Annotated in this window: 24 protein-coding genes; 12 read left to right on the top strand and 12 right to left on the bottom strand. The window is 61.2% G+C overall.

The annotated features are described in order from the left end of the window. Positions 1–3: 3 nt before the first annotated feature. Genes AC6I97_RS12835 through AC6I97_RS12820 form a run of 4 tightly spaced genes read right to left on the bottom strand, consistent with a single transcriptional unit; the run spans position 4 to position 2,118 of the window. Positions 4–489, bottom strand: a complete 486-nt coding sequence (locus tag AC6I97_RS12835; RefSeq protein WP_224090258.1) for a YbaK/EbsC family protein — start codon at positions 487–489, stop codon at positions 4–6. Further along, positions 473–1,345, bottom strand: coding sequence for an SURF1 family cytochrome oxidase biogenesis protein (locus AC6I97_RS12830; protein ID WP_224090260.1), 873 nt, complete (start codon positions 1,343–1,345; stop codon positions 473–475). The genes AC6I97_RS12835 and AC6I97_RS12830 overlap by 17 nt, the downstream gene beginning before the upstream one ends. Then, positions 1,346–1,621 (bottom strand): hypothetical protein, encoded by a 276-nt coding sequence (locus AC6I97_RS12825; RefSeq protein ID WP_224090264.1) that lies wholly within the window; start codon positions 1,619–1,621, stop codon positions 1,346–1,348. Beyond that, on the bottom strand, positions 1,618–2,118 hold the full coding sequence (locus tag AC6I97_RS12820) for a DUF3099 domain-containing protein (protein ID WP_497945051.1): 501 nt from the start codon (positions 2,116–2,118) through the stop codon (positions 1,618–1,620). The genes AC6I97_RS12825 and AC6I97_RS12820 overlap by 4 nt, the downstream gene beginning before the upstream one ends. Before the next feature lie 153 nt (positions 2,119–2,271). Between AC6I97_RS12820 and AC6I97_RS12815 the strand changes: the two genes are divergently transcribed. The 3 genes from AC6I97_RS12815 (at position 2,272) to AC6I97_RS12805 (ending at position 5,666) form a co-directional block, all read left to right on the top strand. Further along, positions 2,272–2,997 (top strand): beta-ketoacyl-ACP reductase, encoded by a 726-nt coding sequence (locus AC6I97_RS12815; protein WP_309926143.1) that lies wholly within the window; start codon positions 2,272–2,274, stop codon positions 2,995–2,997. Between the two features lie 125 nt (positions 2,998–3,122). Continuing rightward, positions 3,123–3,875: an SDR family oxidoreductase gene (locus AC6I97_RS12810; protein WP_224164377.1), complete on the top strand. Its 753-nt coding sequence runs from the start codon at positions 3,123–3,125 to the stop codon at positions 3,873–3,875. A 288-nt stretch (positions 3,876–4,163) separates the two neighbouring features. Beyond that, complete coding sequence (locus AC6I97_RS12805; RefSeq protein WP_497945050.1) at positions 4,164–5,666, top strand: sugar ABC transporter ATP-binding protein; 1,503 nt, start codon at positions 4,164–4,166, stop codon at positions 5,664–5,666. Positions 5,667–5,743: 77 nt separating this feature from the next. Here the strand turns inward: AC6I97_RS12805 and AC6I97_RS12800 are convergent, their stop codons facing one another. Further along, positions 5,744–6,112 carry a hypothetical protein gene (locus AC6I97_RS12800; protein ID WP_497945049.1) on the bottom strand — a complete coding sequence of 123 codons (369 nt, stop codon included), beginning with the start codon at positions 6,110–6,112 and terminating at the stop codon, positions 5,744–5,746. 328 nt (positions 6,113–6,440) lie between these two features. Continuing rightward, complete coding sequence (locus AC6I97_RS12795; RefSeq protein WP_497945048.1) at positions 6,441–6,890, bottom strand: hypothetical protein; 450 nt, start codon at positions 6,888–6,890, stop codon at positions 6,441–6,443. A 191-nt stretch (positions 6,891–7,081) separates the two neighbouring features. Here AC6I97_RS12795 and AC6I97_RS12790 point away from each other — a divergent pair, with 191 nt between their 5' ends. Next, entirely contained in the window at positions 7,082–8,620 is a 1,539-nt protein-coding gene (locus tag AC6I97_RS12790; protein ID WP_497945047.1) for a SpaH/EbpB family LPXTG-anchored major pilin, read from the top strand. Between the two features lie 5 nt (positions 8,621–8,625). On the opposite strand, the gene serB is transcribed toward AC6I97_RS12790, so the two are convergent. Next, complete coding sequence (gene serB / locus AC6I97_RS12785) at positions 8,626–9,519, bottom strand: phosphoserine phosphatase SerB (RefSeq protein ID WP_224164381.1); 894 nt, start codon at positions 9,517–9,519, stop codon at positions 8,626–8,628. Positions 9,520–9,630: 111 nt separating this feature from the next. Between serB and AC6I97_RS12780 the strand changes: the two genes are divergently transcribed. The 3 genes from AC6I97_RS12780 to AC6I97_RS12770 are packed head-to-tail and all read left to right on the top strand — an operon-like array spanning position 9,631 to position 12,121. After that, positions 9,631–10,428 (top strand): ABC transporter ATP-binding protein, encoded by a 798-nt coding sequence (locus AC6I97_RS12780; protein WP_497945046.1) that lies wholly within the window; start codon positions 9,631–9,633, stop codon positions 10,426–10,428. 6 nt (positions 10,429–10,434) lie between these two features. Then, positions 10,435–11,220, top strand: coding sequence for a sulfite exporter TauE/SafE family protein (locus AC6I97_RS12775; protein WP_224090293.1), 786 nt, complete (start codon positions 10,435–10,437; stop codon positions 11,218–11,220). 7 nt (positions 11,221–11,227) lie between these two features. Continuing rightward, a complete protein-coding gene (locus AC6I97_RS12770) occupies positions 11,228–12,121 on the top strand; it encodes a TrmH family RNA methyltransferase (protein WP_224090295.1) in 894 nt (297 codons plus the stop codon). 36 nt (positions 12,122–12,157) lie between these two features. On the opposite strand, the gene AC6I97_RS12765 is transcribed toward AC6I97_RS12770, so the two are convergent. Next, a complete protein-coding gene (locus AC6I97_RS12765; RefSeq protein WP_497945045.1) occupies positions 12,158–13,543 on the bottom strand; it encodes an NAD(P)-binding protein in 1,386 nt (461 codons plus the stop codon). 280 nt (positions 13,544–13,823) lie between these two features. On the opposite strand from AC6I97_RS12765, the gene AC6I97_RS12760 reads away from it, so the two are divergent. Beyond that, positions 13,824–14,081: a type B 50S ribosomal protein L31 gene (locus AC6I97_RS12760; protein ID WP_223932840.1), complete on the top strand. Its 258-nt coding sequence runs from the start codon at positions 13,824–13,826 to the stop codon at positions 14,079–14,081. Between the two features lie 87 nt (positions 14,082–14,168). Next, positions 14,169–15,287: a lipoate-protein ligase LplAB gene (lplAB, locus tag AC6I97_RS12755; protein ID WP_497945044.1), complete on the top strand. Its 1,119-nt coding sequence runs from the start codon at positions 14,169–14,171 to the stop codon at positions 15,285–15,287. A gap of 24 nt (positions 15,288–15,311) precedes the next feature. Here lplAB and pepN read toward each other — a convergent pair whose 3' ends face one another. Continuing rightward, positions 15,312–17,915, bottom strand: a complete 2,604-nt coding sequence (pepN, locus tag AC6I97_RS12750) for an aminopeptidase N (RefSeq protein ID WP_497945043.1) — start codon at positions 17,913–17,915, stop codon at positions 15,312–15,314. Positions 17,916–17,919: 4 nt separating this feature from the next. Further along, positions 17,920–18,984 carry a YeiH family protein gene (locus AC6I97_RS12745; protein ID WP_497945042.1) on the bottom strand — a complete coding sequence of 355 codons (1,065 nt, stop codon included), beginning with the start codon at positions 18,982–18,984 and terminating at the stop codon, positions 17,920–17,922. Positions 18,985–19,094: 110 nt separating this feature from the next. Between AC6I97_RS12745 and AC6I97_RS12740 the strand changes: the two genes are divergently transcribed. From AC6I97_RS12740 to AC6I97_RS12730, 3 genes are all read left to right on the top strand, one after another. Next, entirely contained in the window at positions 19,095–20,651 is a 1,557-nt protein-coding gene (locus AC6I97_RS12740) for a circularly permuted type 2 ATP-grasp protein (protein WP_223946004.1), read from the top strand. 70 nt (positions 20,652–20,721) lie between these two features. Beyond that, positions 20,722–21,648, top strand: a complete 927-nt coding sequence (locus AC6I97_RS12735; RefSeq protein ID WP_216925742.1) for an alpha-E domain-containing protein — start codon at positions 20,722–20,724, stop codon at positions 21,646–21,648. After that, entirely contained in the window at positions 21,645–22,496 is an 852-nt protein-coding gene (locus AC6I97_RS12730; protein ID WP_224164385.1) for a transglutaminase family protein, read from the top strand. Before AC6I97_RS12735 ends, AC6I97_RS12730 begins: the two co-directional genes overlap by 4 nt. A 75-nt stretch (positions 22,497–22,571) precedes the next feature. On the opposite strand, the gene AC6I97_RS12725 is transcribed toward AC6I97_RS12730, so the two are convergent. Next, entirely contained in the window at positions 22,572–24,023 is a 1,452-nt protein-coding gene (locus tag AC6I97_RS12725; protein WP_224090299.1) for an SDR family NAD(P)-dependent oxidoreductase, read from the bottom strand. Positions 24,024–24,098: 75 nt separating this feature from the next. Next, complete coding sequence (gene glgC, locus AC6I97_RS12720; protein ID WP_224090301.1) at positions 24,099–25,511, bottom strand: glucose-1-phosphate adenylyltransferase; 1,413 nt, start codon at positions 25,509–25,511, stop codon at positions 24,099–24,101. Positions 25,512–25,546: the final 35 nt, after the last annotated feature.

Here is a 25,546-nt window from a genome sequence, read left to right as displayed (position 1 = left end):
GCGCTAGCGGACCTGCAACGCCTCGGCGTTCGTTATCCTTTGCAGCTGGTCGTAAGTGATGGAGAACATTGAATTGTGGTCTCCGGCGCCGGCCCATAGGACGGGGTGTTGCTTCAGCGAGACATCCAGGATGGTGCGGATGTGGTTGGGGTGACCTACCGGGGCGACACCTCCCACCTCCTGGCCGGTGTGTTTGAGCACGAAATCAGGCTTCGCCCGGCGGATCTTTCCGGTGCCGAGCAGGTTGGCCACCAGTGCTGTGTCTACTCTCGCGGCTCCGCTGGCGAGGATCAGCAGGGGTTTGCCGTCGAGGTCGAAAATCAGGCTGTTGGTGATGGCTGCAACCTCGCATCCAAGGACAGAGGCGGCCGCTGCGGCCGTGGGCACCTTGTCCGTGAAGATCCGGACGGTGTCCTCAACGCCGGCCGCCGTGAGGGCCGACTTCACGTTGAGCACCGGGTCCGGAATAGCTTCAGTAACCTTGGGCATCCAGGATTGCGTCTTCCTCTTCTTCTGACGTGGGGCGCTTGTTCTTTCGGTTTGCGGGCGCACGACGCTTGGGTGGGCTACTGACGGCAATGACTTCGTCCTCGCCTTCTTCTTCCTCTTCCGCGTCGATGGCAGCGTTACGGGCCTGCTGTCGGGCTGCGTAACCGAAGCCAATGAACATCAGGACGCCGAAGGCAAACCACTGCAGGGAGTAGGAGAGGTGCGTGCCCTCCTCCGTGGCTGGTTTGGGGAAGGGCGTTGGCATGGGCTGGACTGCGGGGTCCTCGCTGGCCAGCTGCCCATAGGCGCCCGTCGCGATGGGATAGGGGAGTTCGCTCGCGAAGCCGGCAAGGTCAATGGATGGCAGCTGTCCGTCCACCGCACCACGGTCCAGCTTCGGTTCCGTTGGCTTGAGGCGGGCAACCACGGTGACCTCACCCACGGGAGGGGCCGGAACGACGTCGGGACGGCCGGGAGTGTTGTTGCCAATTGGCAACCAGCCGCGGTCGATAACCACCGCTTCGCCGGTGCTGAGGCGGAAAGGAACCACGACGTCGTAACCTGGCTGCCCATTCAATGGACGGTTCCGTACAACGCGCTGGCCGTTTAGGTCATAGCTACCCCGCAGCTCTACCTGGGTCCATTCGCGCTCAGGGTCCAAGGTGTGGAACTGGTCTTTGATGTCAGCGAAGGGGACTGGCGTCGCGGAGTAATTGCTGACTACGCGGTTGATCTCAGCCAGCGTCTCCGCCCGCCGATCCATCTGCCAACGGCCGAGGAACACGCATGCTGTGGCGAAGATAACGGCCAGAACGAAGTAACCCAGCCACTTGCTGGAGAACAGGAACCGATACATTCAGCGGGCCTCGCCAACGGCAGCGTCATCTGCCTCGAAAGGGATGGTCTCTTTCCAGAGGCCCCGGGTTTGAAGGTAGTCCTCAAGCCAATCGCGGTGCTCGTCGCACGAAAGCCAAACCTTCCGCCGGTCAGGGGTGTGGATGCGCGGGTTGTTCCACAGGAGTTGCCAGGCTGCGCCCTCCCGGCACCCCTTGCGGGAGCAGAGGGCAGGGCCAGTGGCGCGATCGGACTCCTGGCTGCCCAAACCGGTGCCGCCAAGGTTGAAGATGTTCATGAAGCCGCCCGTTCGTTGCCGGCATCCCCGGTCTTGGGTGTCTGGGTCGCGTCAGGCTCTGTTCCCTGACCTGCTGGCTCGTCGTCTACCAGTTCGCCTTTGAGCACAGTGATGTTGTCTGTCGATTCGTCGTAGGTGGACTGGGGCGAGCCCTCGATTTCCGCTGCTGCCACATAATCCAGGAGGGAATCGCTGTGGTCCTCGGCTTTATCGCTACCGTTCGCGATGACAACGGCTATCCAGGGAAGGAACACGGCGCCGGCCACGGCGATGATCTTGAACCAGCCGTCCACCACGAAGATCAGGATGATGCAGACCATGCGAATACCCATGGCCACTGCGTACTTGATCATGCGTTCCCGCATGTCTTCCGAGTGGGCAGCAGCGGCATCAGTGATGCTGTGGACTTCGGGGTCGCCGGAGACAGCGTCCGGATCCCCGGGCACCTGCTGCAGGGGACTGTTTTCTCGTGTCACAGCTGTATCATCACGCTCCAAAGGCTTCACTCAATTCTCTCACCAAGGCGGTAGTCGCCCAAACCGCGGGACGGGCCGGTTACCCGCGGGTTGGAGCAGGTGCCCGATAAGATCGAGGCAGGAAATCCCCTCTTCACCGCAGCACACCCATGCCGCAGAATCTGGAGCGAAAGTATGTCTGAAGCAGTATCCACCGGCCGCAGCGTCCTCATTACCGGCGGCAACAGGGGCATCGGTCTGGCCATTGCCGAGTCCTTCCTCGCAAACGGTGACAAGGTGGCAGTGACTTATCGAAGCGAATCAGAACTGCCTGAAGGCATCCTGGGAGTCAAAGCCGACGTCACGGACGAAGCCTCGATTGATGCCGCCTTCAAGACAGTAGAGGAAGCGCACGGCCCCGTGGAGGTTTTGGTTGCCAATGCTGGCATCACCAAGGACACGCTGCTCCTGCGCATGAGTGAGGACGACTTCACCTCTGTGCTGGACACGAACCTCACCGGTGCGTTCCGCGTCATTAAGCGTGCTTCCAAGGGCATGATCCGGCTCCGCAAGGGCCGCGTAGTCCTCATCTCATCGGTGTCCGGCCTGTATGGAGCTCCGGGCCAGATCAACTACTCCGCATCGAAGGCGGGCATGGTGGGCATCGCACGCTCGCTGACCCGCGAACTGGGCAGCCGGGGCATCACGGCCAACGTGGTAGCTCCCGGATTCATCAATACGGACATGACGGCAGAACTACCCGAGGAAACCCAGAAGTCGTATCTGGCAAACGTGCCGGCGGGCCGTTTCGCCGAGGCTTCCGAGGTAGCCAACGTTGTGCGTTGGGTAGCCAGCGATGAGGCCGCCTACATTTCAGGCGCTGTGATTCCGGTTGACGGCGGCCTCGGGATGGGCCACTAAAGCGGCACGCTCTGAGGCCATCAGCCAGTTTTTGTCGCGACCCGACAAAAGGGTTTGAGCCCACCACTGGCATGATGGAACCCAGGCCCGCACATTTTTAGCTGAAGTGAACAAAAGGAGCACGAATGGGAATGCTGGATAACAAGACCGCGATCGTCACGGGATCTTCCCGTGGTATCGGTGCTGAAGTCGCCAAGATCCTCGCGGGTGAGGGTGCCGCCGTCGTCGTCAACTACCGTCAGAAGGCACCGCGCGCCAACAAGGTAGTTGCTGAAATCCAGGCAGCGGGCGGCCGCGCTGCGGCTGTCGGCGCAGACCTCACTACCGATGAAGGCGTACACGCGCTTGCCAGCACCGCCATGGAACAGTTCGGTTCGCTGGATGTCCTGGTCCTGAATGCTTCCGGAGGCATGGAGTCCGGAATGGAGGAGGGTTACGCCCTCAAACTCAACCGCGATGCCCAGATCAACATGCTCAATGCGGCTGTTCCCCTCATGCGCGAAGGTTCGCGCGTCGTCTTCGTGACCAGCCACCAGGCGCATTTCGTGGAGACCGTCCCCACCATGCCTGAATACGAGCCGGTGGCAAAGAGCAAGCGGGCCGGCGAGGACGCCCTGCGTGCACTCCTGCCCGACCTTGCCGCCAAAGGCATCTCGCTGGTGGTTGTTTCCGGTGACATGATCGAGGGCACCGTCACGGCCACCTTGCTTGACCGCTCCAACCCGGGCGCCATCGAAGCCCGCCGTGCAGAAGCCGGCAAGTTGTACTCGGTTGAAGAATTTGCGGCCGAGGTCGCCAAGATGGTGACGGCCGACGTCGAATCCGGCCACACTGAATACGTGGGTGGAGCAGACTACTTCGGCAAATCTGCCGAGTAGGTATCCTGCCAAAATTTGTTGTGGCCCGGACAAGCGTCCGGGCCACAACTGTTTAACCGTTCAAATGGCAACCAAAGGTGGTGGATGACAATTTCATAAATTATTCAGCTTTCTGCGACACGAAATTCGATTAGTTGTTTCAAGTTCGAGCTTTTGCATTTAAGGAATCGATCTGATTGAATCTCCAAGGCGTCATCGTCCCTAAGGTAAGCAAACTGTATTAGGCCAAGGCAGGAACTTTATGGCAGTGTCCAGGGTCGAACCCACTACTGTGAACTAGGAGCATCTTTGGACCTGTTACTGCATGCTGATGATATTCACGCGTCCTACGATCAAAGACGCATCCTCAAAGGTGTTGGACTTTCACTCCACCGCGGCGAGATCCTGGGATTAATCGGAACCAACGGCGCCGGCAAAACCACCCTCATGGGCGTATTGGCCGGATCCCATAAGCACGATGGCGGGCACATCACGCTGGCTGGCGAGAAATATGGACCGGATTCGATGGAGGAAGCCCAGGCTTGCGGCGTAGGCCTCATCCCGCAGAACTTCCGGCTCGACTCTGACCTGACCGTCGCCGAGGCAATTTTCCGGGGAACGTTTCAAGCCAATCGATCCCATGATGAACTCCGGGGTCAAGCAATCAAACTCATTCAGGACATCGGAATCACCTTGGATCCCGACGTGAAGGTGGGCACTTTGATTCGTGCCGAGCAGACCCTCGTGGAAGTTCTGAGAATGGTTGCCGAGGAAGCCCAACTCGTGATCATGGACGAGGTTGCTGCGTCGCTGCCGGATCATGACGTCGCCGTCCTGCATCAAGTCCTGCGGATGCTGGTCGGGCAGGGACGTGCCATCATCTACATCACCCACCGCCTTGATGAGGTCCGGTCCATAGCCCACCGCATCGCCGTCATGCGGGATGGCAGGGTCCACAAAATCCTGGAAGCCAGCCGGACCGACGTCGACGAGCTCGCCTTCCTCTTGCTTCAGCACGAGCTGGCCAACAACTCCAGGCCCACGGATCCGGCACCCGGAGATGAGGCCATTCGGGTGGTGGAACTCACTGTCGAAGACAGTATCCGCGATATTTCCTTCAGCGTGTCCAAGGGTGAGATTTTCGGCCTGGCCGGAACACATCGCTCAGGCATTTATCAATTGCTCGAAGCGCTGGTAGGTATCCACCCGAGTACCTCGGGCCAGATTTTCATACAAGGGAAACCTGTACAGATCCAGGGGCTGCAGGATGCACTGCGTTTGAAGATCGGTTACTTGTCAGACACCGCAGACACCCTGGAATCGGCAAGCGGAATCGTTGAAGGCCTCCAGCGTACTGACGATGCTGCCGGCGCGAATTTGCAGGATGAGATCACCCAGCTTCGTGGCGTGATCGAACTGGTTCGCCGCATGCGCATCAACACGACGAACATTCATGGCGCCATCACCACTCTTTCGGGCGGCGATCGCCAAAAGGTGCAGCTTGCCAAATGGATGACCAGTGACTGCGATGTGTTGATTCTTAGCCACCCCAGCCGCGGCATAGATGTTGGGGCCAAAGAAACGGTGTACAGGATGCTCCAGGAGCTCAGCCGCACGGGGGTTGCGATCATCCTCTTGTCGTCGGATTTGTCGGAACTGGTCAGCTGGTGCCATCGGATTGGCGTGATGCGCAACGGCGAAATGGTGGCCATCGAGGCCAATGCCAATACCAACGAAGACGCCCTGGTGCACCATATGCTGGGCGAGAAGTTCACTTCCGGCAGTGGGGAAGCCCGCCGGGTGAAGAGTTGACGGCCCTCTCTTCCTGACACGAACCGAAAGGGGCGACCGCGAATGCGCGGCCGCCCCTTTCACTGTTCCAGGGAAGATCAGACGGTAATTCCCTTGGCCAGGCTGCTGAGCTTGTGGCGCGCCAGCGCAAGGTTTGCGTACGTTCGATCCAGCACCAAGTAGACAAACAGGCCCTTGGAACCGCCTGCGTTCAGGACGTTGATCAGGTGGTACTGCGAACCGAGGGTGATGAGGATATCTTCGATATCACTGTCCACGTTGAGGTCAGCCATGGTGCGGAGTTTTGCGCTGACAACATTTGAGTTGCCGGCAGCTGCCACACCCAGGTCAAAGCCAGGGTTTCCTCCCTGGGCCAAAGCCATTCCGCTGGAGTAGTCCACGACGGCCGCGCCCGTTGCGCCCTCGATGGACAGCAACTGCTTTATGGATTCGTCAAGCGTGCTCATATTTTGTTCTTCCTTTTCTTTTTTATTATCACCGAAATGTGTGAAGTAGTCCGCCCGGATCTCTTGGTACACCGGCGCATTGGGAAGTGATTCATCCTCGTTGGCATGCAGTTCAGCAGATACGGACTTTTCCTGACGTTTCCACCATCTCCGTGCGTGCCTCGAACGATTCATTGTCTGCCCCTGCTGGTATTGATCCCCGGCTGCCTAATGCATCACGGCTCCGTCTTGGAGTTTCCAACTTTACACATTGGGAACACACTGGAATGCACTGTCTCAACAAGTGAACCAGTTAGTGACGATCGCATAAATTATTCCGAAGTTGGCGTCACGAAATACGTTCATGAGTTTCAGGGGCGTTTATGTTCATCGCCTTTCGATTAATGAAGGCAACGTTAATAATGTGGTCCCCACCGGCCTCCACCGTGTTTTGGAAGATCACTTGATAGGGCGTGTGCCCAATCAACAGGGCTATTCCGTCAGGTGCCCTGTCAGGCGTTCGCGACGCATGTGCGAGCATGCTCCGAAAACCCGGATGATTCTCCACGCGCCCGCGGATCCCCGAATGATCAAAGGATGCCAAGGTAGACAGCCAGACAGTTCCATCTGCCTCGACCACCCCATGGGCCGGGTACACGATGTGGCCGGTTTCGGTGGCGAAGCCGGATTCTGTTGGAAAGATCTTGAACCGCGCACACCAGGACGTGAAGTGCTTCCTCAGCACACCGTCAGGGTCAGCCGAAACAACAGACTTGCACAGGGTTTCATGCTCCAGCAACGCATCTCCTTCGGATCGGCAAGGCGACGTGCGCCAACCGGCAAGCGCCACATCTGATGAGTGTCCTGAAAGCGCAAATCGTTTCGCTGAAAGGTTGTGGAATCCGCAACATGAACACCGTGCCAGCGCTACTCGAATGGTGGAGGCCCTCGGCCAAGTGTCCTGGGCACCATCAATCGAAGGGGAAAAGTGTGATCAATCAACGCGCCTCACGACATTGGCGAGCCGCCACTGCCGCCTTGGCAGGGGCAGTGCTGTCTGTGTCACTCTCCGTCGCGCCAGCCTCGGCAGCCCCGGTGATCAATAGTGACCAGACCGGTTCCATCACCGTTCACAAGTTCGAGAAGCCCATCCCTGGTGGCAGTGGCGGCGGTGGCCACGGCGGGGGTGGCAATGGCAGCGGCCACGGCGGGGGAGGCAATAACTTTTCCCGCGCCGTTCCTGACACCACGGGCCTGACGCCCTTGCCGGGCATTGAGTTCACGATCCAGCAGGTCAATACGATTGACCTATCCAGCAATGCAGGCTGGGACGCGGCACACAACCTTAGCAATGTCTTTGTGCCGTCTGACCCCTCCGGTTCCATCACTGGCGCTGGATACACCCTGGGTGCCAGCCAGGCGCAGGTCACTGCTGCCGACGGCACTGCCGTCTTTGCCGACCTGCCCATTGGCCTGTATCTAGTGACCGAGACGAACTATCCGGCCGGTGTCACCCCATCGGCTCCGTTCCTTATCTCGGTGCCGACAACTGATCCGGATAACCTTGACAACTGGATCTACGACGTCGACGTGTACCCGAAGAACTCCGTTTCCGGTGCGGAGAAGACGGTCACTGATGCTCCCGACGTCAAGCTCGGCGATCAGGTCGATTGGACGATCACCGCTGATATCCCCAACGAGGCCGTGATCGACGGTTACAAAGTGGTGGATCAGCTCGACACCAAACTGACGTATGTTGGTGCCACCGCCTTGCTGGAGGATGGGACCGCACTTGCGGAAGGTGCCGATTATGTTGTGAGCTTCGATGCCACAACCAACACTGTCTCGGTGGTCTTCACCGATGACGGCCGTGCCTTCCTGGCCGCCCGCACCGATACCCGTGTGCAGATAGTTGTGAGCACCAAGGTCAACACCATAGGTGAGATTGAAAACGTCGCACTTGCCTACCCGAACGCTGCGAGCTTCACCATCACCCCCGGCCAGCCCGGCGGCCCGGTAGTAACGCCGCCCGTCGTTACCAAGTGGGGCGGGATGACGTTGCAGAAGGTAGACGAGAATGCTGCCGCCCTGGCTGGCGCTTCTTTCTCGGTCTACACCAATGAGGCCGATGCCAACGCAGGCACCAACCCTGTGGAGATTGACGGCCAGACTGTCTTCACCGTTGGCGGCGATGGAACCTTGACCATTTCAGGGTTGCGCTACTCGGATTGGGCCAACGGTGCGGCCGTTGCCCCTGGGGACCTGGACTACCGCACCTACTACCTGGTGGAGACCACGGCGCCGGCAGGCTACGAGCTGCTTGCCGAACCTTTGTCCTTCCTGATCAACTCCACAACCACAACCGTCGGCGTTGACCTGAGCGTGAAGAACATGCCGTCCAACGCCGGGTTCGAGCTGCCTCTGACGGGAGGAGTGGGAACCGGTCTGCTTTATGGAGCCGGCGCTTTCCTGGTCATTGGTGCCGGACTGCTGTTTGTCCGCAACCGCAGGGAAGATAGCAACAGTTAGGGGGTTCAGACGTTGGCGATGTGCCGCACCGCATCAAGGTAGGGCATGTTGATGACGGCGTCTGCCACTGCACGGACGGCCGGTTTGGCGTTAAAGGCAACGCCAATTCCGGCCGCTCCCAGCATGTCGAGGTCGTTGGCGCCGTCGCCCACTGCGATGGTGTGCTGAAGGTCGATTCCCTCGGCAGCTGCCCACTTGCGCAGGTACTTCTCCTTCGCTGCGCGGTCGATGACGTCGCCCAGCACCCTGCCCGTCAAAGCGCCATCGACGATTTCCAGCTCGTTGGCAATCCAGTAATCCAAGCCGAGTTCTTCGGCTATGGGCCCGAGGATCTGGTTAAAGCCACCGGAAACCACAGCCACCGCGTGGCCCGCTTCCTTGAAGGCAGCCACCAGTTCTGCTGCGCCAAGGCTGAGGCGCACCTCCGCACGTACAGAATCGACGACGGCGGCCGGCAGCCCTGCGAGGACCTCAACGCGGGCGTAGAGGCTCTGCGCGAAATCAAGTTCCCCACGCATGGCTGCTTCGGTTACGGCTGCAACTTCGTCGCGCTTGCCTGCATAAGCGGCAAGCAACTCAATGACTTCCTGTTGGATCAGCGTGGAATCCACATCCATGATGAGGAGCTTCCTTGGAGCCTGGCGAAGGTCCTCCGGAACGATCGCAGTATCTACTCCGGCATCCGCGGCCTCAGCCACCCGCCGTCGAATACTTGTCAGGGCTTCGGGCGTGATGGCATCAACGGCGAGACCGGCCGTGTGAACACCAAAGCGGTGGTCCCCGGATTGTGATTCCGATGACACTTCGGCGCCGGCATCAGCCAGCACTTTGCGCACGTTATCAAGCGATTCAGGGGACAAATTCACGCCATAGCTGACCGCAGCCAAGTTCGAAGTCATGGTCCCAATCCTACTGAGCGTGCTACCTCCACCCGAATTCGTTTCTCCGCAGCAGCCAGCACGTATGCCCGGTTATCAGTCATCTGTATTTTTGTCCTAGTGTCTACTGCTATGAGTGATGTTCTGGAATTGGCTTCCGTCAGCGTTGTCCGAGGCAAGAAGACCCTGCTGGACAAGGTTGACTGGCAGGTCAACGAAGGCGAACGCTGGGTCATTCTTGGCCCCAACGGCGCAGGCAAAACGACGCTTCTCCAGATTGCTGCAGCCCGCATGCACCCGACCAGCGGAAGGGCAGGGATCCTTGACGAAACCCTGGGCCGGGTTGACGTCTTTGAACTGCGCCCCCGCATCGGCCTTTCCTCGGCCGCACTGGCTACCCAGATCCCGGAACACGAGAACGTCCTCAACGTCGTAGTGACCGCGGCATACGGCGTCACCGGCCGCTGGCGTGAAGGATACGAGCGCGACGACGAGCGTCGTGCCTTTGGCCTCCTGAATGACTGGGGGATGGGCCCGCTGCTCAACCGCACGTTTGCCACGCTTTCCGAAGGTGAGCGGAAGCGGGTGCAGATCGCGCGGGCACTCATGACCGATCCCGAACTCCTGCTCCTGGATGAACCGGCCGCCGGACTCGATCTTGGGGGGCGCGAAGAGCTCGTGCACAAACTCGGTGAACTTGCCAAGGACGAGACGGCTCCGGCGATGGTCCTGGTGACCCACCACCTTGAGGAAGTTCCCCCGGGATTCACCCACGCCATGCTGCTGCGCGAAGGTGGAGTAGTGGCAGCCGGTGCCATTAAGGACGTACTCACGGACGAGCACCTGAGCAACACTTTCGGCCTGGCCCTGGACGTCACGGAAAACGCCGGGCGTTACACGGCAACCGCCCGCCGCCAGGCGGGCCAGTAGTCGACGGTGGAGATTCTTAGCAGCATCCTGATCTTTTTCGCGGGCTTGTGGGCCGGCACCATCAATGCGGTGGTCGGCTCCGGCACCCTCGTGACTTTTCCTGTGCTCATCGCGCTGGGCGTGACTCCGGTGGTTGCCTCCATGAGCAATGCCATGGGCCTGGTGGCTGGCACTGCCGCCGGAGCCTGGGGGTATCGCCGCGAACTCGCGGGCCGCGGCAGGCAGTTGATGAAGCTGCTTCCGGCCTCTCTGCTGGGCGGTATCACGGGGGCTTGGCTGCTGCTTCATCTGCCGGACAAAGTCTTCCACTTTGTGGCCCCCGTCCTGCTGGTACTGGCGCTGCTGATGGTGATGTTCCAGCCTCGTCTCCAAGCCTCGGTGCGAAACCGTGAACAAAATCCGGAACATGCCCTCAGGGACCGGAGCCACGGAGTCCTCCTCGTGGTCCTGGTTTACCTCGCCGGCGTTTACGGCGGCTACTTCGTAGCGGCTCAAGGGATTTTGCTTGTAGGAATACTGGGCGTTTTCCTTACAGGGACCATGCAGAACGCCAACGCCATGAAGAACATCCTGGTGCTCGGCGTCAACATGGTGGCTGCTGTGTCCTACCTGATCTTCGCCTTCGATCGAATCAACTGGCTCGTGGTCCTGCTGATCGGCGTGAGTTCAACCATTGGCGGCCTGGTCGGATCCAAGGTTGGCCGCAAGCTTTCGCCACGCGTCTTGAGGGCGGTCATCTTTACGCTTGGGATCGTGGCCCTTGGCTTTATGATCGCCAATCTGCTGAAATAATCGGCCGGTGACGTTTCACTATCTTGAGTCCGCCGATGATCCCCGCGTGACCGACTACACCACGCTGACGGATGTGCACCTTCGCAAGGTTCGCGAGCCGGAGGAAGGCATGTACATTGCCGAATCCTCCAAGGTCCTCCGCCGTGCATTGGCAGCAGGTCATCAGCCACGCTCGTTCTTCCTGGCGGAGAAGTGGCTGGAAGACCTCGACGACGTCTTCCAGGCTTATCCCGACGTCCCGGTGTTCGTTGGCAAAGCCAAGCTGCTGGAAGAAATCACGGGTTTCCATCTGCACCGCGGAGCGATGGCAGCCATGCACCGTCCGGCACCTGTGCCGCTCTCGCAGCTGCTGGCGGATGCGCGCCGGGTTGCCGTGCTGGAAGACAGCGTGGACCACCCCGACGTCGGTGGTTCCAAAGTGCAAGGGGACGAAACCGCTCCTCTTCGAGGACGATCGAGGATCGCGGTCCTTGAAAACCTTACCGACCATACGAACGTAGGGGCGATCTTCCGCAGCGCGGCAGCCATCGGTGTCGACGCTGTACTGGTCTCGCCCCAGTGCGCCGACCCGCTGTACCGACGCTCCATCCGGGTGTCGATGGGCACCGTGTTCCAGGTGCCGTGGACGCGGATCGAGTCGTGGCCTGGAGACCTTGGAGTCCTTAAGGATGCAGGTTACTTCGTTGCCGGCATGTCGCTTGGCGAAGGGGCCATAACACTCGATGAACTGGTCGCCCAGGACCATCCGAACCTCGCGCTGGTCTTCGGCACCGAGGGTGAGGGATTGAAGCCTGAGACCGACCAAGTGCTCGACGCGCGCGTAACAATTCCGATGATGAACGGCGTCGATTCGCTGAATGTTGCCGCGGCATCCGCTGTGGCGTTCTACGCGACGAAGTAGTGGCCCCCCAGCGATCGCGGCCCGACGATGGCCGGGTCACGCCGATGCGATGAGGCGGGGGAGGTTGGAGAGCGCTCCGGCGGCATGGGCCCGGCTGCGCTCCTGAGCCTCGGGGATGCGTGGGTCGTCGGCATAACGCTGCAGCTCGGCGAAAGGATACAGCCGGCTCGTGCGCGACCATGCGGACACGGCCGGATGCTGGCCGCGTGCCCGGGAGTTCGCCATCAGCGCGGCGTAGGCGATGAGGAAGTCGACATTCCGATCCCAGAGGTGCAGCGGGCGGCACAGCTTGTTCTTCTGGTCGTCGTCGTGGAGTTCGGCTTCGACGACGCCAAGCATCGCGTACTGGAACGAGACGGTGCCCCAGAACATCGGCTGAAGCGTGATGCGGCCAGGTTCGAAGATCGGACGAAGTGGAGGCCGGACGAGCCCCGTCGCCGCGCAGTGGACGTGCAGCGTTTCGCGTGTCGTAGGGATGACGCCGTCGTCGAGGATGATGCGGTCGCGCTCGACACTACGCACGTGGCCGAGTCGGACGACATCCTCGATTTGCCGGAGGAGGGCGATCTCGGCTTCTCCGACGATCGCGCCGTGGAACATCGTGGGTGGCACCGAGGGATCAACCCGTAGCAGGATTCCCTGTTCGTCGAGCCGTGCGAAGAGATCGTCAACCGTCGTTGCTTGGGCCATGGCCTCGATCTGTGCAGCGTTCGCGACGTACTGGTCGACGACCAGATCGTGCGGCTGCAGGTAGCGTCTATTCGGCCACCAGCCCTCGCGCGGCTTGATCCACGTGAGGTCGGCGGGATCCACACCCCGCTCAAGAAGCCACACGCATGTGTCGAGGGCGGTCTTTCCTGCGCCGATCACGGTGAAGCGTCCGGCCGGGTGGGCGAGTCGGGCGAGCCCACCGGTTGGGATGCAGCGGACTCCATCGGCAACGGCGAACGGCGGGGCGGAGGTGGCGGGGATGCGCCCCTCGAGATACCTGGCATCCACCACGCGGCGGCGCACGGTGACGGGCACGGTGCGGCCGTCCAGGCGGGAGACGATCCGATCCTCGTCAACGAACTCGCACTCGGGCAGGTACATTACACGGCCGCTCGGCAGGAAGACCCGCGTCATCGCCTCTTCGAAATGCGCACAGATCTCGCTCGGGCCGGCCAGTTCGTACATGCCTGCGTTCGTGCCACTGACGTCGCGCCTGCTGGCTCCGAATGGCACGGATTCCACGCCATAGAGGTTCGCGGGCTGGTGCAGCCGAACGAACGGATATGCGTCCTGCCAGTGTCCCCCGGGCGCGTGCCGACGATCTACGATCGCGACCGTTGCATCCGAATGCGCGAGGATCCGGTCGGTGAAGACCATCCCCGCTGTCCCGGCGCCGACCACCAGATAGTCGGCTTCGATGCGCCCGCGCATGCACTTACAGTAAACCCGGCCATCTGCGCAGGGGAAAGGGCTTCACTGTTGCCGCCATGGAATTGACCGAAGACGCCATTGATCGTGGCGAACACGCTGCCCGCAACATACCCAAACCCGGCTTCGCCCGCAGGACTGAGGCTGGTTCGTGCACCCGGCTGGTTTCGGCTATGATTGATTGTTGGCCCGGCCGCTGAAATTTCTACCTGCAGCAGGCGGACCACCTCCATTCATACCTGGCAGCTGGCAAAATCCAGTTGCGTGAACAAAAGGTCCCATTATGAAGTCTGATATCCACCCGAAGTACGAAGCTGTTGTTTTCAACGACCTAGCTTCCGGCACGAAGTTCCTGACCAAGTCGACCGTGTCTTCCTCGAAGACCATCGAATGGGAAGACGGAAACACCTACCCGGTTATCGACGTCGAAATCTCTTCGGAGTCCCACCCGTTCTACACGGGCAAGCAGCGCATCATGGACTCCGCTGGCCGCGTCGAGCGCTTCAACGCTCGCTTCAAGGGCTTCGGCGGCTCGAAGTAACCACTTCACCCCAAGGCTTTTCGAAGGCCCGCATCGCTGGAACTTCCGGCAGTGCGGGCCTTTTCGTTTTCCGGCAAGATGGAACGCATGACGTCCCAGCCCGCACCCGAAGAACACCCTAACGACATTCACGACAACAACGACGGCGTCGCCCGCCTTCACGGGGAGTATAAAGTTCCGGGGGGCAAACTCGTGGTGGTGGACCTGGATGTCCGGGATGGCCGGCTGGCCAACGTTTCACTGAGCGGGGACTTCTTCCTGGAGCCCGACGAAGCCCTGCAGGACATCAATGCCGCTCTGACTGGCCTGCCCGTGACGACCCCGGCTGCAGACATCGCTGCGGCTGTTTCACAAGGGTTGCCCCCAGAGTCTGTACTGTTTGGATTCTCTGCAGAGGCGGTTGCCGTGACTGTCCGCCGTGCGCTGTCCAAAGCCACGGGCTGGTCCGACCACCAATGGGAAGTTATACCGCCGTCGGTCCTGCCCACCCACGTCAACGTGGCACTGGACGAAGTACTCACCGAGGCGGTGGGAGCAGGCCGTAGAAATCCCACCCTGCGGTTCTGGGACTGGGAAGAACCTTCAGTGGTCATCGGGAGTTTCCAGTCCGTCCGGAACGAGGTCGATCCTGAGGGCGTGTCCAGGCATGGCATCACGGTGGTTCGCCGTATCAGTGGTGGCGGTGCAATGTTCATGGAAGCAGGCAACTGCATCACCTACTCCCTTTACGTACCGCAGACGTTGGTGGATGGCATCAGTTTCGCTGATTCCTACGCCTTCCTTGATGCATGGGTCATGGCGGCGCTGGAGAAGCTTGGCATCACGGCTTTCTACGTTCCCCTCAATGACATCGCCACCGAGCAGGGCAAGATCGGGGGTGCGGCCCAGAAACGGCTGGCCAACGGAGGGATGCTGCACCACGTGACCATGAGCTATGACATCGACGCCGACAAGATGGTGGAGGTCCTGCGCATCGGCAAGGAAAAGCTCTCAGACAAGGGCACGCGCAGCGCCAAAAAACGGGTGGACCCGTTGCGCCGTCAGACCGGCTTGGCCCGCGCCGCCATCATTGAGGCCATGCAGGAAGTTTTTGTGGAACGCTACGGCGCAGTTGAATCCCGCCTCTCAGACGATGAACTTTCGCAAGCCAGGAAGCGGGTGGAAACGAAGTTCGGCACGGAGGAGTGGTTGAACCGGGTTCCTTAAGCAGGGTTCCTTAGGCAGGTTTCCTTACCCGGCTGCCTGTGCGGTCAGCGCCCGCAGCAGGTGGCTGCGCTGTTCGATGATGATGCGGCGCAAAGCACGGGGTGCTTCGGTATGCTCATGCAGCCATCGGTCGGTCGTCACCAGCACTGGATGGGCGACCGGCTCCATTCCGGCCGCCAAATCCTGGGCGCCGGGGTAGAGGCCCCTGACGATCCTGCCTGCAATTTCGATACTGCGCTCAGCCCAGACACGTTCCAGGCATTCGAAGTAGGGCTCAATGTATGGCTGCAGGAGCTCTCCGGGCGCAATGGTGAAACCCGTGATTGTTGCGCTGAGGATCTCGTTGGACAGCCCGCTAGTGTTGACGGCTGCGTCCCATGCTGCCGCCTTTACGGAGACGTCAGGACGGGCCGAGGAGGCTACTGCATGGCCTTCCCGGCCGGAGGCCGTCTTGTCCGCCTCACGTTCGGCATCCAGCTCGCGCTGCGTCGCTTGTCCGTGGGCCGCAAGGGCCTGCCAGAAACTCCAGCGCAGTTCAGCGTCGACGGCCAGGCCGTCAATGACCGTGGCGCCTTCCAGGACGGCCCGCAGCAGGGGAAGTTCGCTGTCGCCGTGCCTGGAAACATCGGCCAGGGTTCTGGCCCAGGCAAGCTGCTGGTCGGATCCAGGGGCGGCGGACTGCAATTGGGCCGCGGCGACCGCCAGAAAGTCCTTACGCACGCCATCCCGCATGACAGCGGGGACATAACGTTCAATAGCCGTGGCTGCATTGCCCAGCACGTTCAGGAGGACGCCGATGCCGGTTTCGGTGGGTGCGAACTGTTCGACGGCGGTAACGTACCGCACCGCTGGCGTAGCGCCGTCCCGAGCCGAATCCCATAGTGCGGTCCAGCACAGCGCACGTGCCATGGGGTCCTGGATGGTGCCCAGGGAACTCCGGACTGTGTGCTCCGAAAGGGCGTCCAGACGCACCTTCGCGTAGCTGAGGTCCTCATCGTTGACCAGCAACAGGGCGGGCCGGGGCTTCCCTGCAAGTTCGGCCACCAACGTGCTCGGGCCAGAGACGTCCAGCTCGATGCTCTCGCTCCGGACGAGGTGGCCGGAGGAATCGGGGTCGTACAGGCCCAGCCGGAGTCGGTGGGGCCGCAACTCCTGCTTGCCCGTCAGGGGGTCGGTCGCATCCTGTTGGAGCGTCACGGCGCCCATGATCCCGTTGTCATCCACAATGTCTGCCGTGATGGTGGAAATGCCTGATGTCTGCAGCCACTGGCGCGCCCAGCCGGCAAGGTCCCTTCCCGACGCGACGGTGAGCGCGTGCAGAAGGTCCTGTAGCGAGGTGTTGCCGAACCCGTGGTCCCGGAAATACTGGCGGGACCCGGCGATAAAGTCGTCAAAGCCTACGTAGGACACCAGCTGCTTCAGAACAGCGGCCCCTTTGGCATACGTGATTCCATCAAAGTTCTGCTTGGCCGCTTCGAGGTCCGGAATGTCGGCAACAATGGGGTGTGTGGTAGGCAGCTGGTCCTGTACATAGGCCCAGGCTTTGCGTTTGCTGGCGAAGTTCACCCATGCCGTATCCCAGTCAGTGGCCCGGTCCACGCCAAGTGTCCCCATGTAGTCGGCAAAGGATTCCTTCAGCCAGAGGTCGTCCCACCAGGTCATGGTGACGAGGTCACCGAACCACATGTGGGCCATCTCGTGCATCAGTGTGTTGGCGCGCGCCTGGTACTGGGCGTCTGTTGCCCGGGAAGCGTAGACGTACTTCTCGGTGAACGTCACCAGCCCCGGGTTTTCCATGGCGCCGAGGTTGTACTCGGGCACGAAGGCCTGATCGTATTTGCCCCAAGGATAGGGGTAGTCGAAAAGTTCGTTGAAGAACGCCAGCCCGCTCTTGGTCAGCCGGAAGAGTTCATCGGCATCGAACGACTCTGCCAAAGACGCCCGGCAGTAGAGGGCCAGTGGGACGTCAAGGCGGCTGCCGTCGTCGAGCGTTGCTCCCCAACGGTCAGTGGCCTTGAAGTAGGGCCCGGCGAGGATTGTGGTGATGTAGGTGGACATCCGCTTGGTGGTGGCAAAATCCCAGTTCCAGGCTGCGGCATCATCCGCCAGGGGCGTTCGGGCGGTCTCTACGCCATTGGATGCAACTTCCCAGCCTGCCGGAGCGATCACGTGGAAAGTGAATTCGGCTTTGAGGTCGGGCTGCTCAAAGTTGGCGAAGACGCGGCGGCTGTCGGCCGGTTCGTACTGGGTGTAGAGATAGCACTGGCCATCGGCTGGGTCGACGAAACGGTGCATGCCCTCTCCGGAGCGGCTGTAGAGCGCGGTTCCTGTAACGGTGACCGTGTTTTCGGCGGCCAGGTCCTCCAGGATGATCCTGTCCCGGTCCACCACCCGGTCAACGTCCAGGACCTTGCCGTTCAGCATCACGGACTTCACTCCGCCGCTGATGAAATCCAGGAAAGTAGCTGAGCCGGGATTGGCAGAAAACCTGATGGTGCTGGTGCTCGGGTAGCCGGCGATTGCGGGATCTGCCGCGTCGCGGACATCGAGGGTGACGTCGTAGCTATGGGTGGTGATCAGGGCTGAACGTGTTGCGGCTTCGTCGCGCGAGAGATTGTGATTCGACACACAGCTATCTAATCATGATCCATACGGCGCCCAGGCCCAGCGTTGCGATCAGCAGCCACGATCCCAGCGCCACAGCAACGGCACGCCCCCCGGTATTAACGAGAGTGCGTACACGCACCGCGGAACCGAGCCCAAACAGGGCGGTCGCGAGCAGGATGTCCTGCACTCCGGCGGCGGCTTCCAGAACTGCCGGGGGCGCCCAACCCAAGGTGCGAACGCCCACCATCGCGATGAAGCCGAGGACAAACAGAGGGACAATCGGCGGAAACCGGCCATCGCCGTCGTGCTTTCCTGATTGGCCTGATTCAGTGTTCGCCCGCCGCCGTACGTGCATCACCCGCTGGTGCAGCCCTGCTGCCGCGGCGATCGGCGCCAAGAGGACCACGCGCGTCAATTTGACGACGACGGCGACAGCCAGCGCCGCTGTCCCCGCAGTCTGGGCCGTGGCAACCACTTGGCCGACATCATGCACGGACGCACCGGTCCACGCTCCGAATTGTTCCGGGTTCAAACCCAAGGGGTGCATGAGGAGGGGGAGCACCCCAATCGCCAGGGTGCCGCACAAGGTCACCAGCGCCACCGGAAGTACGGTGTCCTGGTGCTTGACCCGCCTTACCGCTGCCATGGCACCGATGGCCGACGCACCGCATATGGAGAATCCGGTGGCGATCAGGAGTGCCGCCTCGTCAGGAAGGCGGAGGATCTTGGCGAGTCCATAGGTCCCCGCGAAACTCAGCAACACCACGGCTGCAATCAGAAGCAGTGACAACCACCCCAACCCGAGGACATCGCCCATGCTGACCTTGAGTCCAAGCAGGACGATCCCTGCACGCATCAGGTGCTTCCCGGCGAAGTCCAGGCCCGGCCGGGCGCGCCCCGCCGCCCAGACAGCAGTGCCCGGTATATTTGCAGAGAGCAGGCCCAGTGCGACAGCGAGCGTCATGACGGGAATAACCCCCAATGCCGGAAACACCGCGTGGACGGTGAAGGCAACCCCCGTTGCGGCAATACTCAGGACCAGCCCCGGCCCCAGCCGGGACAGGTGGGGCGCAAGACTGTTCAAGGGCATGCCTCAACCCTGCCGGATGGGGCACCGAAAGGCGAACCGGGAGCCTCCGGAAACCGCGACACAATCAGTGCGAAATGCGCTTGACTCAAAAAGGTGATTGTCTAATTCCCATGTCTGACCTATTTCAGGATTATTCCGAGGCCGCTGCGCGCAGCGGCGCCTACGACGAGATGTTCGCCCCCGGCCACGTCGCCAGAAAATCCTACGGTCAGGTTGCCGGTGCACTGCGCGAGCTTTCCCTGGCCGATGTCACCGCCCGCGCCGACTCCATGGCACGCACGTTCCTGGACCGCGGCGTGACGTTCGACTACGCGGGGGAGGAGCGGCCGTTCCCGCTGGACATCGTCCCGCGCGTTATCCCCGCTGACGAGTGGGATGTCCTTGAGCGCGGCGTGGCACAGCGGGTCAAAGCCCTTGAAGCGTTCCTCAACGATGTATACGGCCGGATGGCCGTGGTGGCTGACGGCGTCATTCCCCGGCAACTTGTCACCACAAGCGCCCATTTCCACCGTGCCGTTCACGGCTTCGAACCGTCCGGCGGCGTCCGAGTCCACGTCTCCGGCATCGACGTCGTTCGTGATGCGGAAGGCACCTTCCGTGTCCTCGAGGACAATGTCCGCGTGCCCTCCGGCGTGAGCTATGTACTGGAGAACCGCCGCGCCATGGCCAAGGGCCTGCCCGAGGCATTCGGCCAGCAGCACATTCGGCCGGTGGAAGAGTACCCCCGCAGGCTCCTCTCAGCGCTGCGCAAGACCGCACCGGCCGGCGTCGACGATCCCACGGTTGTGGTCCTGACACCGGGCGTTTTCAACAGCGCATATTTTGAGCACACCCTCCTTGCCGGACTCATGGGCGTGGAACTGGTGGAAGGCCGGGACCTGATCTGCCGCGGTAACCGTGTGTATATGCGGACCACAGCCGGCGAACAGCGCGTGGATGTCATCTACAAGCGCATCGACGACGACTTCCTGGATCCCCTGCAGTTCCGTTCCGATTCCATGCTCGGTTGCCCTGGCCTGGTCAACGCCGCCCGTGCTGGAGGCGTAACCATCGCCAACGCGGTGGGCAACGGCGTAGCCGATGACAAGCTCGTGTACAGTTACGTGCCTGACCTGATCCGGTACTACCTTCACGAAGAGCCGATCATTGCCAACGTCGACACTTTCCGGCTCGAGGAAAAGGAAGCCAGGGAACATGTTCTGGACCGCTTGGAGGAACTGGTGGTCAAGCCGGTCGACGGTTCAGGCGGCAAGGGCCTGGTTATCGGTCCCGACGCCTCCAAGGATGAGCTTGACGCTTTGCGGAAGCGCGTGATTGCAGATCCTCGTGGCTGGATCGCACAGCCCGTCCTTCAACTCTCCACGGTGCCCACGCTCTCCGGAGACAAATTCGGCCCGCGGCACGTGGACCTCCGCCCCTTTGCAGTCAACGACGGCGACGACGTCTGGGTCCTTCCCGGCGGCCTGACCCGGGTAGCACTCAAGGAAGGTTCCCTGATTGTGAATTCCAGCCAGGGCGGCGGCTCCAAGGACACCTGGGTGTTGGCCAATTCGCCACAAATGCCTGCCGAGATCATTCCGCGCCAGTCCGTGACGGTCCGCGAGCAGGTTTCCGTGTGGCCCGTGGAAAGCAATTGGCGGGACCGCCAGACGGAGCAGCAGCAGTGAACCGGCTCTGGACCACCGTTGAATTGACCCCTGAACTTCGACAAGCACCACGCGAAGGAGGCGCAGTTTCATGCTGAGCCGTATTGCCGAGTCACTTTTCTGGATCGGACGCTATGTAGAGCGCGCCGACGGCACTGCCAGGATCCTGGACGTACACCTGGAGCGCTTGAACCACCTGCCCCTTGAAGAGCAACGCAGTGTGGCCCGCGAACTCCTCGCCGTCATGGGTGCGAAACCTCAAAGCGAAGACTTCGGCCTGCCCGAGCTGCTGCATGCACTTGCCTATGACAAGCAGAGCGCGTCCTCCATTGCCGGCTCGCTTGGCGCCGCCCGCGAGAACGCCCGCAGGGCCCGGGAGACCGTCTCGCAGTCACTCTGGGAAAGCCTCAACACCACCTATTACGGCCTGAGCCAGCATCGCAAGGACGTCGTGGGAACCTACCGTTTCTGCAATTGGGTCCTTGAGAGGACCGCCATGGTGCGCGGACTGGCGGATACCACCGTCAGCCATGATGAGAGCTGGCTGTTCATGGTTCTCGGGCGTTCGCTTGAACGTGCGGACATGACAGCACGCATGTTGTCCACGCGGGATGTGCAGTCCGCGGGAATGTCCTGGGTGAACATGCTGCGGTGTGCTGGCGCGTACGAGTCCTTCATCCGGACCCGTAGGGCCGCATTTGGCGACCAGCACGCGGCCGAGTTCCTGCTTCTGGACCGGTTGTTCCCCCGCTCGATCGTCTATGCCCTGCGCGACGCGGACGAGTGCCTGGCAAAGCTGGATCCTTCAGCACAGCGGGTCGGCTTCATCAACGATGCCCGTCGGATTGTTGGGCAGGCCAGAACGTTCCTTGAGTTCCACAGGACGGATGACCTGATGTCCGAATTGCCGGAGCATATGGAACGTGTGCAGAAGGCTGTAACCCAGGCTTCGGACGCGATTTCCCGTAAGTACTTCAATCAGGCTGATGAGCACGCCTGGGTGGGAGAAGTTTCATGACCCGGCTTAGCATCGTCCACAAGACGGCCTACAAATACAACCGACGCGTGACGTTGTCCTACAACGAGGCGCGGATGACTCCATTGACCGACGGCCAGCAGGTGGTCCTGGAATCCTCGCTGAAGGTTTCACCCAATCAGGCCTCGGTCAGCACCTACCGCGACTACTGGGGCACGCGCGTCACTGCCTTCGATATGCAGATGCCCCACGAGAGCCTTGAGGTCCTTGCCACGGCCACAGTGGAAGTGCACCGGACCGAACGTGTGGCGTCCGAGGACGACATCGTGGGCTGGGACGTTATCGCCTCGGAAAAGATCCAGGACGAATTCAGCGATTGGCTGCCCCAGTCCCGGTTGAGCGGCCCGGGTGAGGAAGTCCTCGGCATCATTCCAGGCGTGGTGGACGGCAAAAACCCCCATGAGGCGGCGTTGGCCATCTTTTCGTGGATGGCCGGCGAGATGACGTACATGAAGGGCACCACAGGTGTAACGACGAATGCCGAACAGGCGTGGACGCAACGCCAGGGTGTGTGCCAGGACCTTGCGCATTTGGCCATTGGCGCCTTGCGTAGCCGCGGCATACCAGCGCGCTACGTTTCGGGCTACATCCATCCGCGGTCATCCGCTGACATCGGCGAAACGGTTGCCGGGCAGTCCCACGCGTGGCTGGAGTGGTGGGACGGCGAATGGCGCAGCTGGGATCCCACCAACCATAAGCCTGCCGGTGACTACCACGTGACCGTGGCGAGGGGCCGGGACTACCGGGATGTTCCGCCGCTGAAAGGCATTCTTTCCGGTGGCGGAGGTTCGGGGCTATCCGTTTCCGTGGAGATCACCCGCCTAGCGTAAGTAGTCTGTGTACAGATATGGCCCCCAGGAAGGACTTGGGGGCCATATCTGTAAGCACACTCGACGACTTTGGATTTACCAGGGGGAGGGCTTGTAGTCCTTGAGGAATACCCCGTACTGGTCCTCGCCGTTCTCGCCCATCACGATGGGATCGTACACGCGGGCAGCACCGTCCACCAGGTCCAAGGGCGCGTGGAATCCTTCTTCCATGAGCCGCACCTTGGTGTAATGCGGGCGTTCATCCGTGATCCAGCCGGTGTCCACGGCGGTCATGAGGATGCCATCGGAATCCAACATCTCCTGGGCGCTGGTGCGCGTCATCATGTTCAGGGCAGCTTTGGCCATGTTGGTGTGAGGATGTCCCGGACCCTTGTAGGCACGGGAGAACTGCCCTTCCATGGCCGAAACGTTCACGATGTACTTTCGGCGTGCCGTTGAGCGTTTCATGGCATCGCGCAAGCGGCTGACCAGCAGGAAGGGAGCCGTTACGTTGCATAGCTGCACCTCGAGCATTTCGAGCGGATCCACTTCGTCCACTACCTGCGTCCAGCTGTTGATAGTGGCGAGGTCGGGGACCAGCCCGCCGGCATCGATAGCCGTTCCGGATTCGATCCGGGCCAAAGACGCCGAACCAGTTGAGAGCGCCAGGGAAGTGATGGCGTCTCCGGCAAGGACAGGATGTTCGGTGACGCTGCTGGCCAGGGCCAGTGGATGCTTGTCATGGGCGTGGCCGAACGTGACCAGTTCGGGGCCTCCGTTGGCAGCGTCCAATGCGGCCGGCAAGGGCTCGTCCTCGGCGTCAACCAAGGGTTTGTAGGCGTTGCCGGAGCGTCGCACCGTTTGCGCGGCATTGTTGATGATGATGTCCAGCGGGCCGGCCTTGTTCAGGGAGTCCGTCAGGGCCATCACCTGGGCGGGATCACGGAGGTCGATGCCAACGATCCTCAGGCGGTGCAGCCAATCCGCGCTGTCTTCCATCGCGGCAAACCGACGTGCCGCGTCTTTGGGGAAGCGTGTTGTGATGGTGGTGTGGGCGCCATCCCTGAGCAGCCGGAGCGCAATGTACATACCGATCTTGGCGCGGCCACCGGTCAACAGGGCATTGCGGCCGGTCAGGTCCGTGCGGGCATCGCGTTTGCTGTGGCTGAAGGCAGCGCACTCGGGGCATAGCTGGTGGTAGAACGCATCCACCTGGGTGTAGTGCTGCTTGCAGATGTAGCAGGGACGTGAGCGGATCAGATGGCCCGCGACCTCGCCGGTGGCTGAAGGAGCAAGCTTGTTGCCGCGGGTTTCATCATCGATGCGGTCCGGCGCAGCTGTTGCGGTGAGGGCAATGACTGCACGGTCGGCTTCCGCGATCAGGTCCCGCTTGGTGACGCGGCGGTGCCGCTTGACTGCTTTGAACATCTTGCCCGTTGCACGACGGACCGCGACGTAGTCCGGGTGCTCCTCGTCATAGACGTGGATTGTGGTCAGAACCTTGAGGCAGGCCTGGATCTCTTCAGGCGTCAGATCGGTGGAGCTCATTGACCTGATTTTACAGCCTTGGGAGCCTGGGGCCTGCCTCGGGTTCTACCAGCACAGCCGGTGATGGACGGAAGCCTAGCGGCCGGCGCCCTGTGATGCTGTGTCTACTACGCGGGCCTGGATGCCGGCAGCTACCTTTTCGGCAGAATCCCGGATATCGGGGTCATCCTGCGTGGCAGCCTTAACGGCTTCCGGCAGGCTCCGCCGGTACTCCGCGGACAACGCGAGCTCCTCTTCGCCGGGTTCAGGAACAAGCTGTCCCTTGGCAAGGACGGTGATCCCGGATTCGGTGACCTTGTAGCCACGGGCCTTGTCCAACGCCGGGTCCAGTCCGATCGCGGCGCCGGCAGGGACCTTGACGTTCTTGTCCAGGATGGCCCTCTTGATCACTGCACCTTCGCCGACGCGGACCTTATCCATCAGTACTGAGTCCTGGACACGGCTGCCAGCCTCCACGAAGACGTCGTTGGAGAGCACGGAACCTTCAACGATGCCGCCTGAGATGACCACACCACTGGCCACGATGGAGTCCAGGGCGGTACCCACCGTGCTGTTGCCGCCGCGGACAAACTTGGCGGGAGGCGAGATGCTCTGGCGGGTGTAGATGGGCCATTCGGAGTTGTAGAGGTTGAAGATGGGAACGGGGGAGATGAGGTCAACGTGGGCGTCGTAGAAGGAGTCGATGGTGCCAACGTCCCGCCAGTACGTACGGTCACGTTCGGTGGCACCAGGGATGTCATTCAGCGTGAAGTCATAGACCCCGGCCTCACCCTTGTCCACGAAGTAGGGAATGATGTCCCCGCCCATGTCGTGTTTTGTATCCAGTCGCTCGGCGTCAACGTGAAGCGCTTCAACGAGGGCGTCGGCGTTGAAGACGTAGTTGCCCATGGAGGCGAGGAACTGGGTGGGATCGGCCGCAAGCCCGGGCGTGCTGGCCGGCTTCTCCACGAATGCCGCGATCTTCTGGGGATCGTTCTGGTCAACTTCAATCACACCGAATTGGTTGGCCATGTTCAGCGGCTGCCGCACGGCTGCTACGGTAGCCTTCGCGCCGCTGGCAATGTGCTGTTCCACCATTTGTGAGAAGTCCATGCGGTAGACGTGGTCTGCGCCGACCACAACCACAATGTCCGGAGCGTCATCGTGAATAAGGTTCAGGGACTGGTAGATGGCGTTGGCGCTGCCAAGGAACCAGCTCTTGCCGACTCGCTGTTGCGCGGGTACGGAAGCTACGTAGCGGCCCAACTGTGTGGACATGCGCCAGGTCTCGGAGATATGTCGGTCAAGGCTGTGCGATTTGTACTGCGTCAGAACCACGATTTTCAAATATCCCGAATTGACCAGATTCGATAGTGCAAAGTCAATAAGCCTGTAGCCTCCCGCAAACGGAACCGCTGGCTTCGCCCTGTCCGCCGTCAAAGGCATGAGGCGATTGCCTTCGCCGCCAGCCAACACGATTGCCAATACTTTCTTCAACGCCATGGTCATAGCTCCCCGTACGTCTTCGTAGCCCCCAAAAGTCC

This window comes from Arthrobacter sp. TmtSoilC48 (assembly GCF_059739425.1).
The sequence above is the reverse complement of the archived record's forward strand: the minus strand, read 5'-3'. Positions and strand labels throughout refer to the sequence as shown.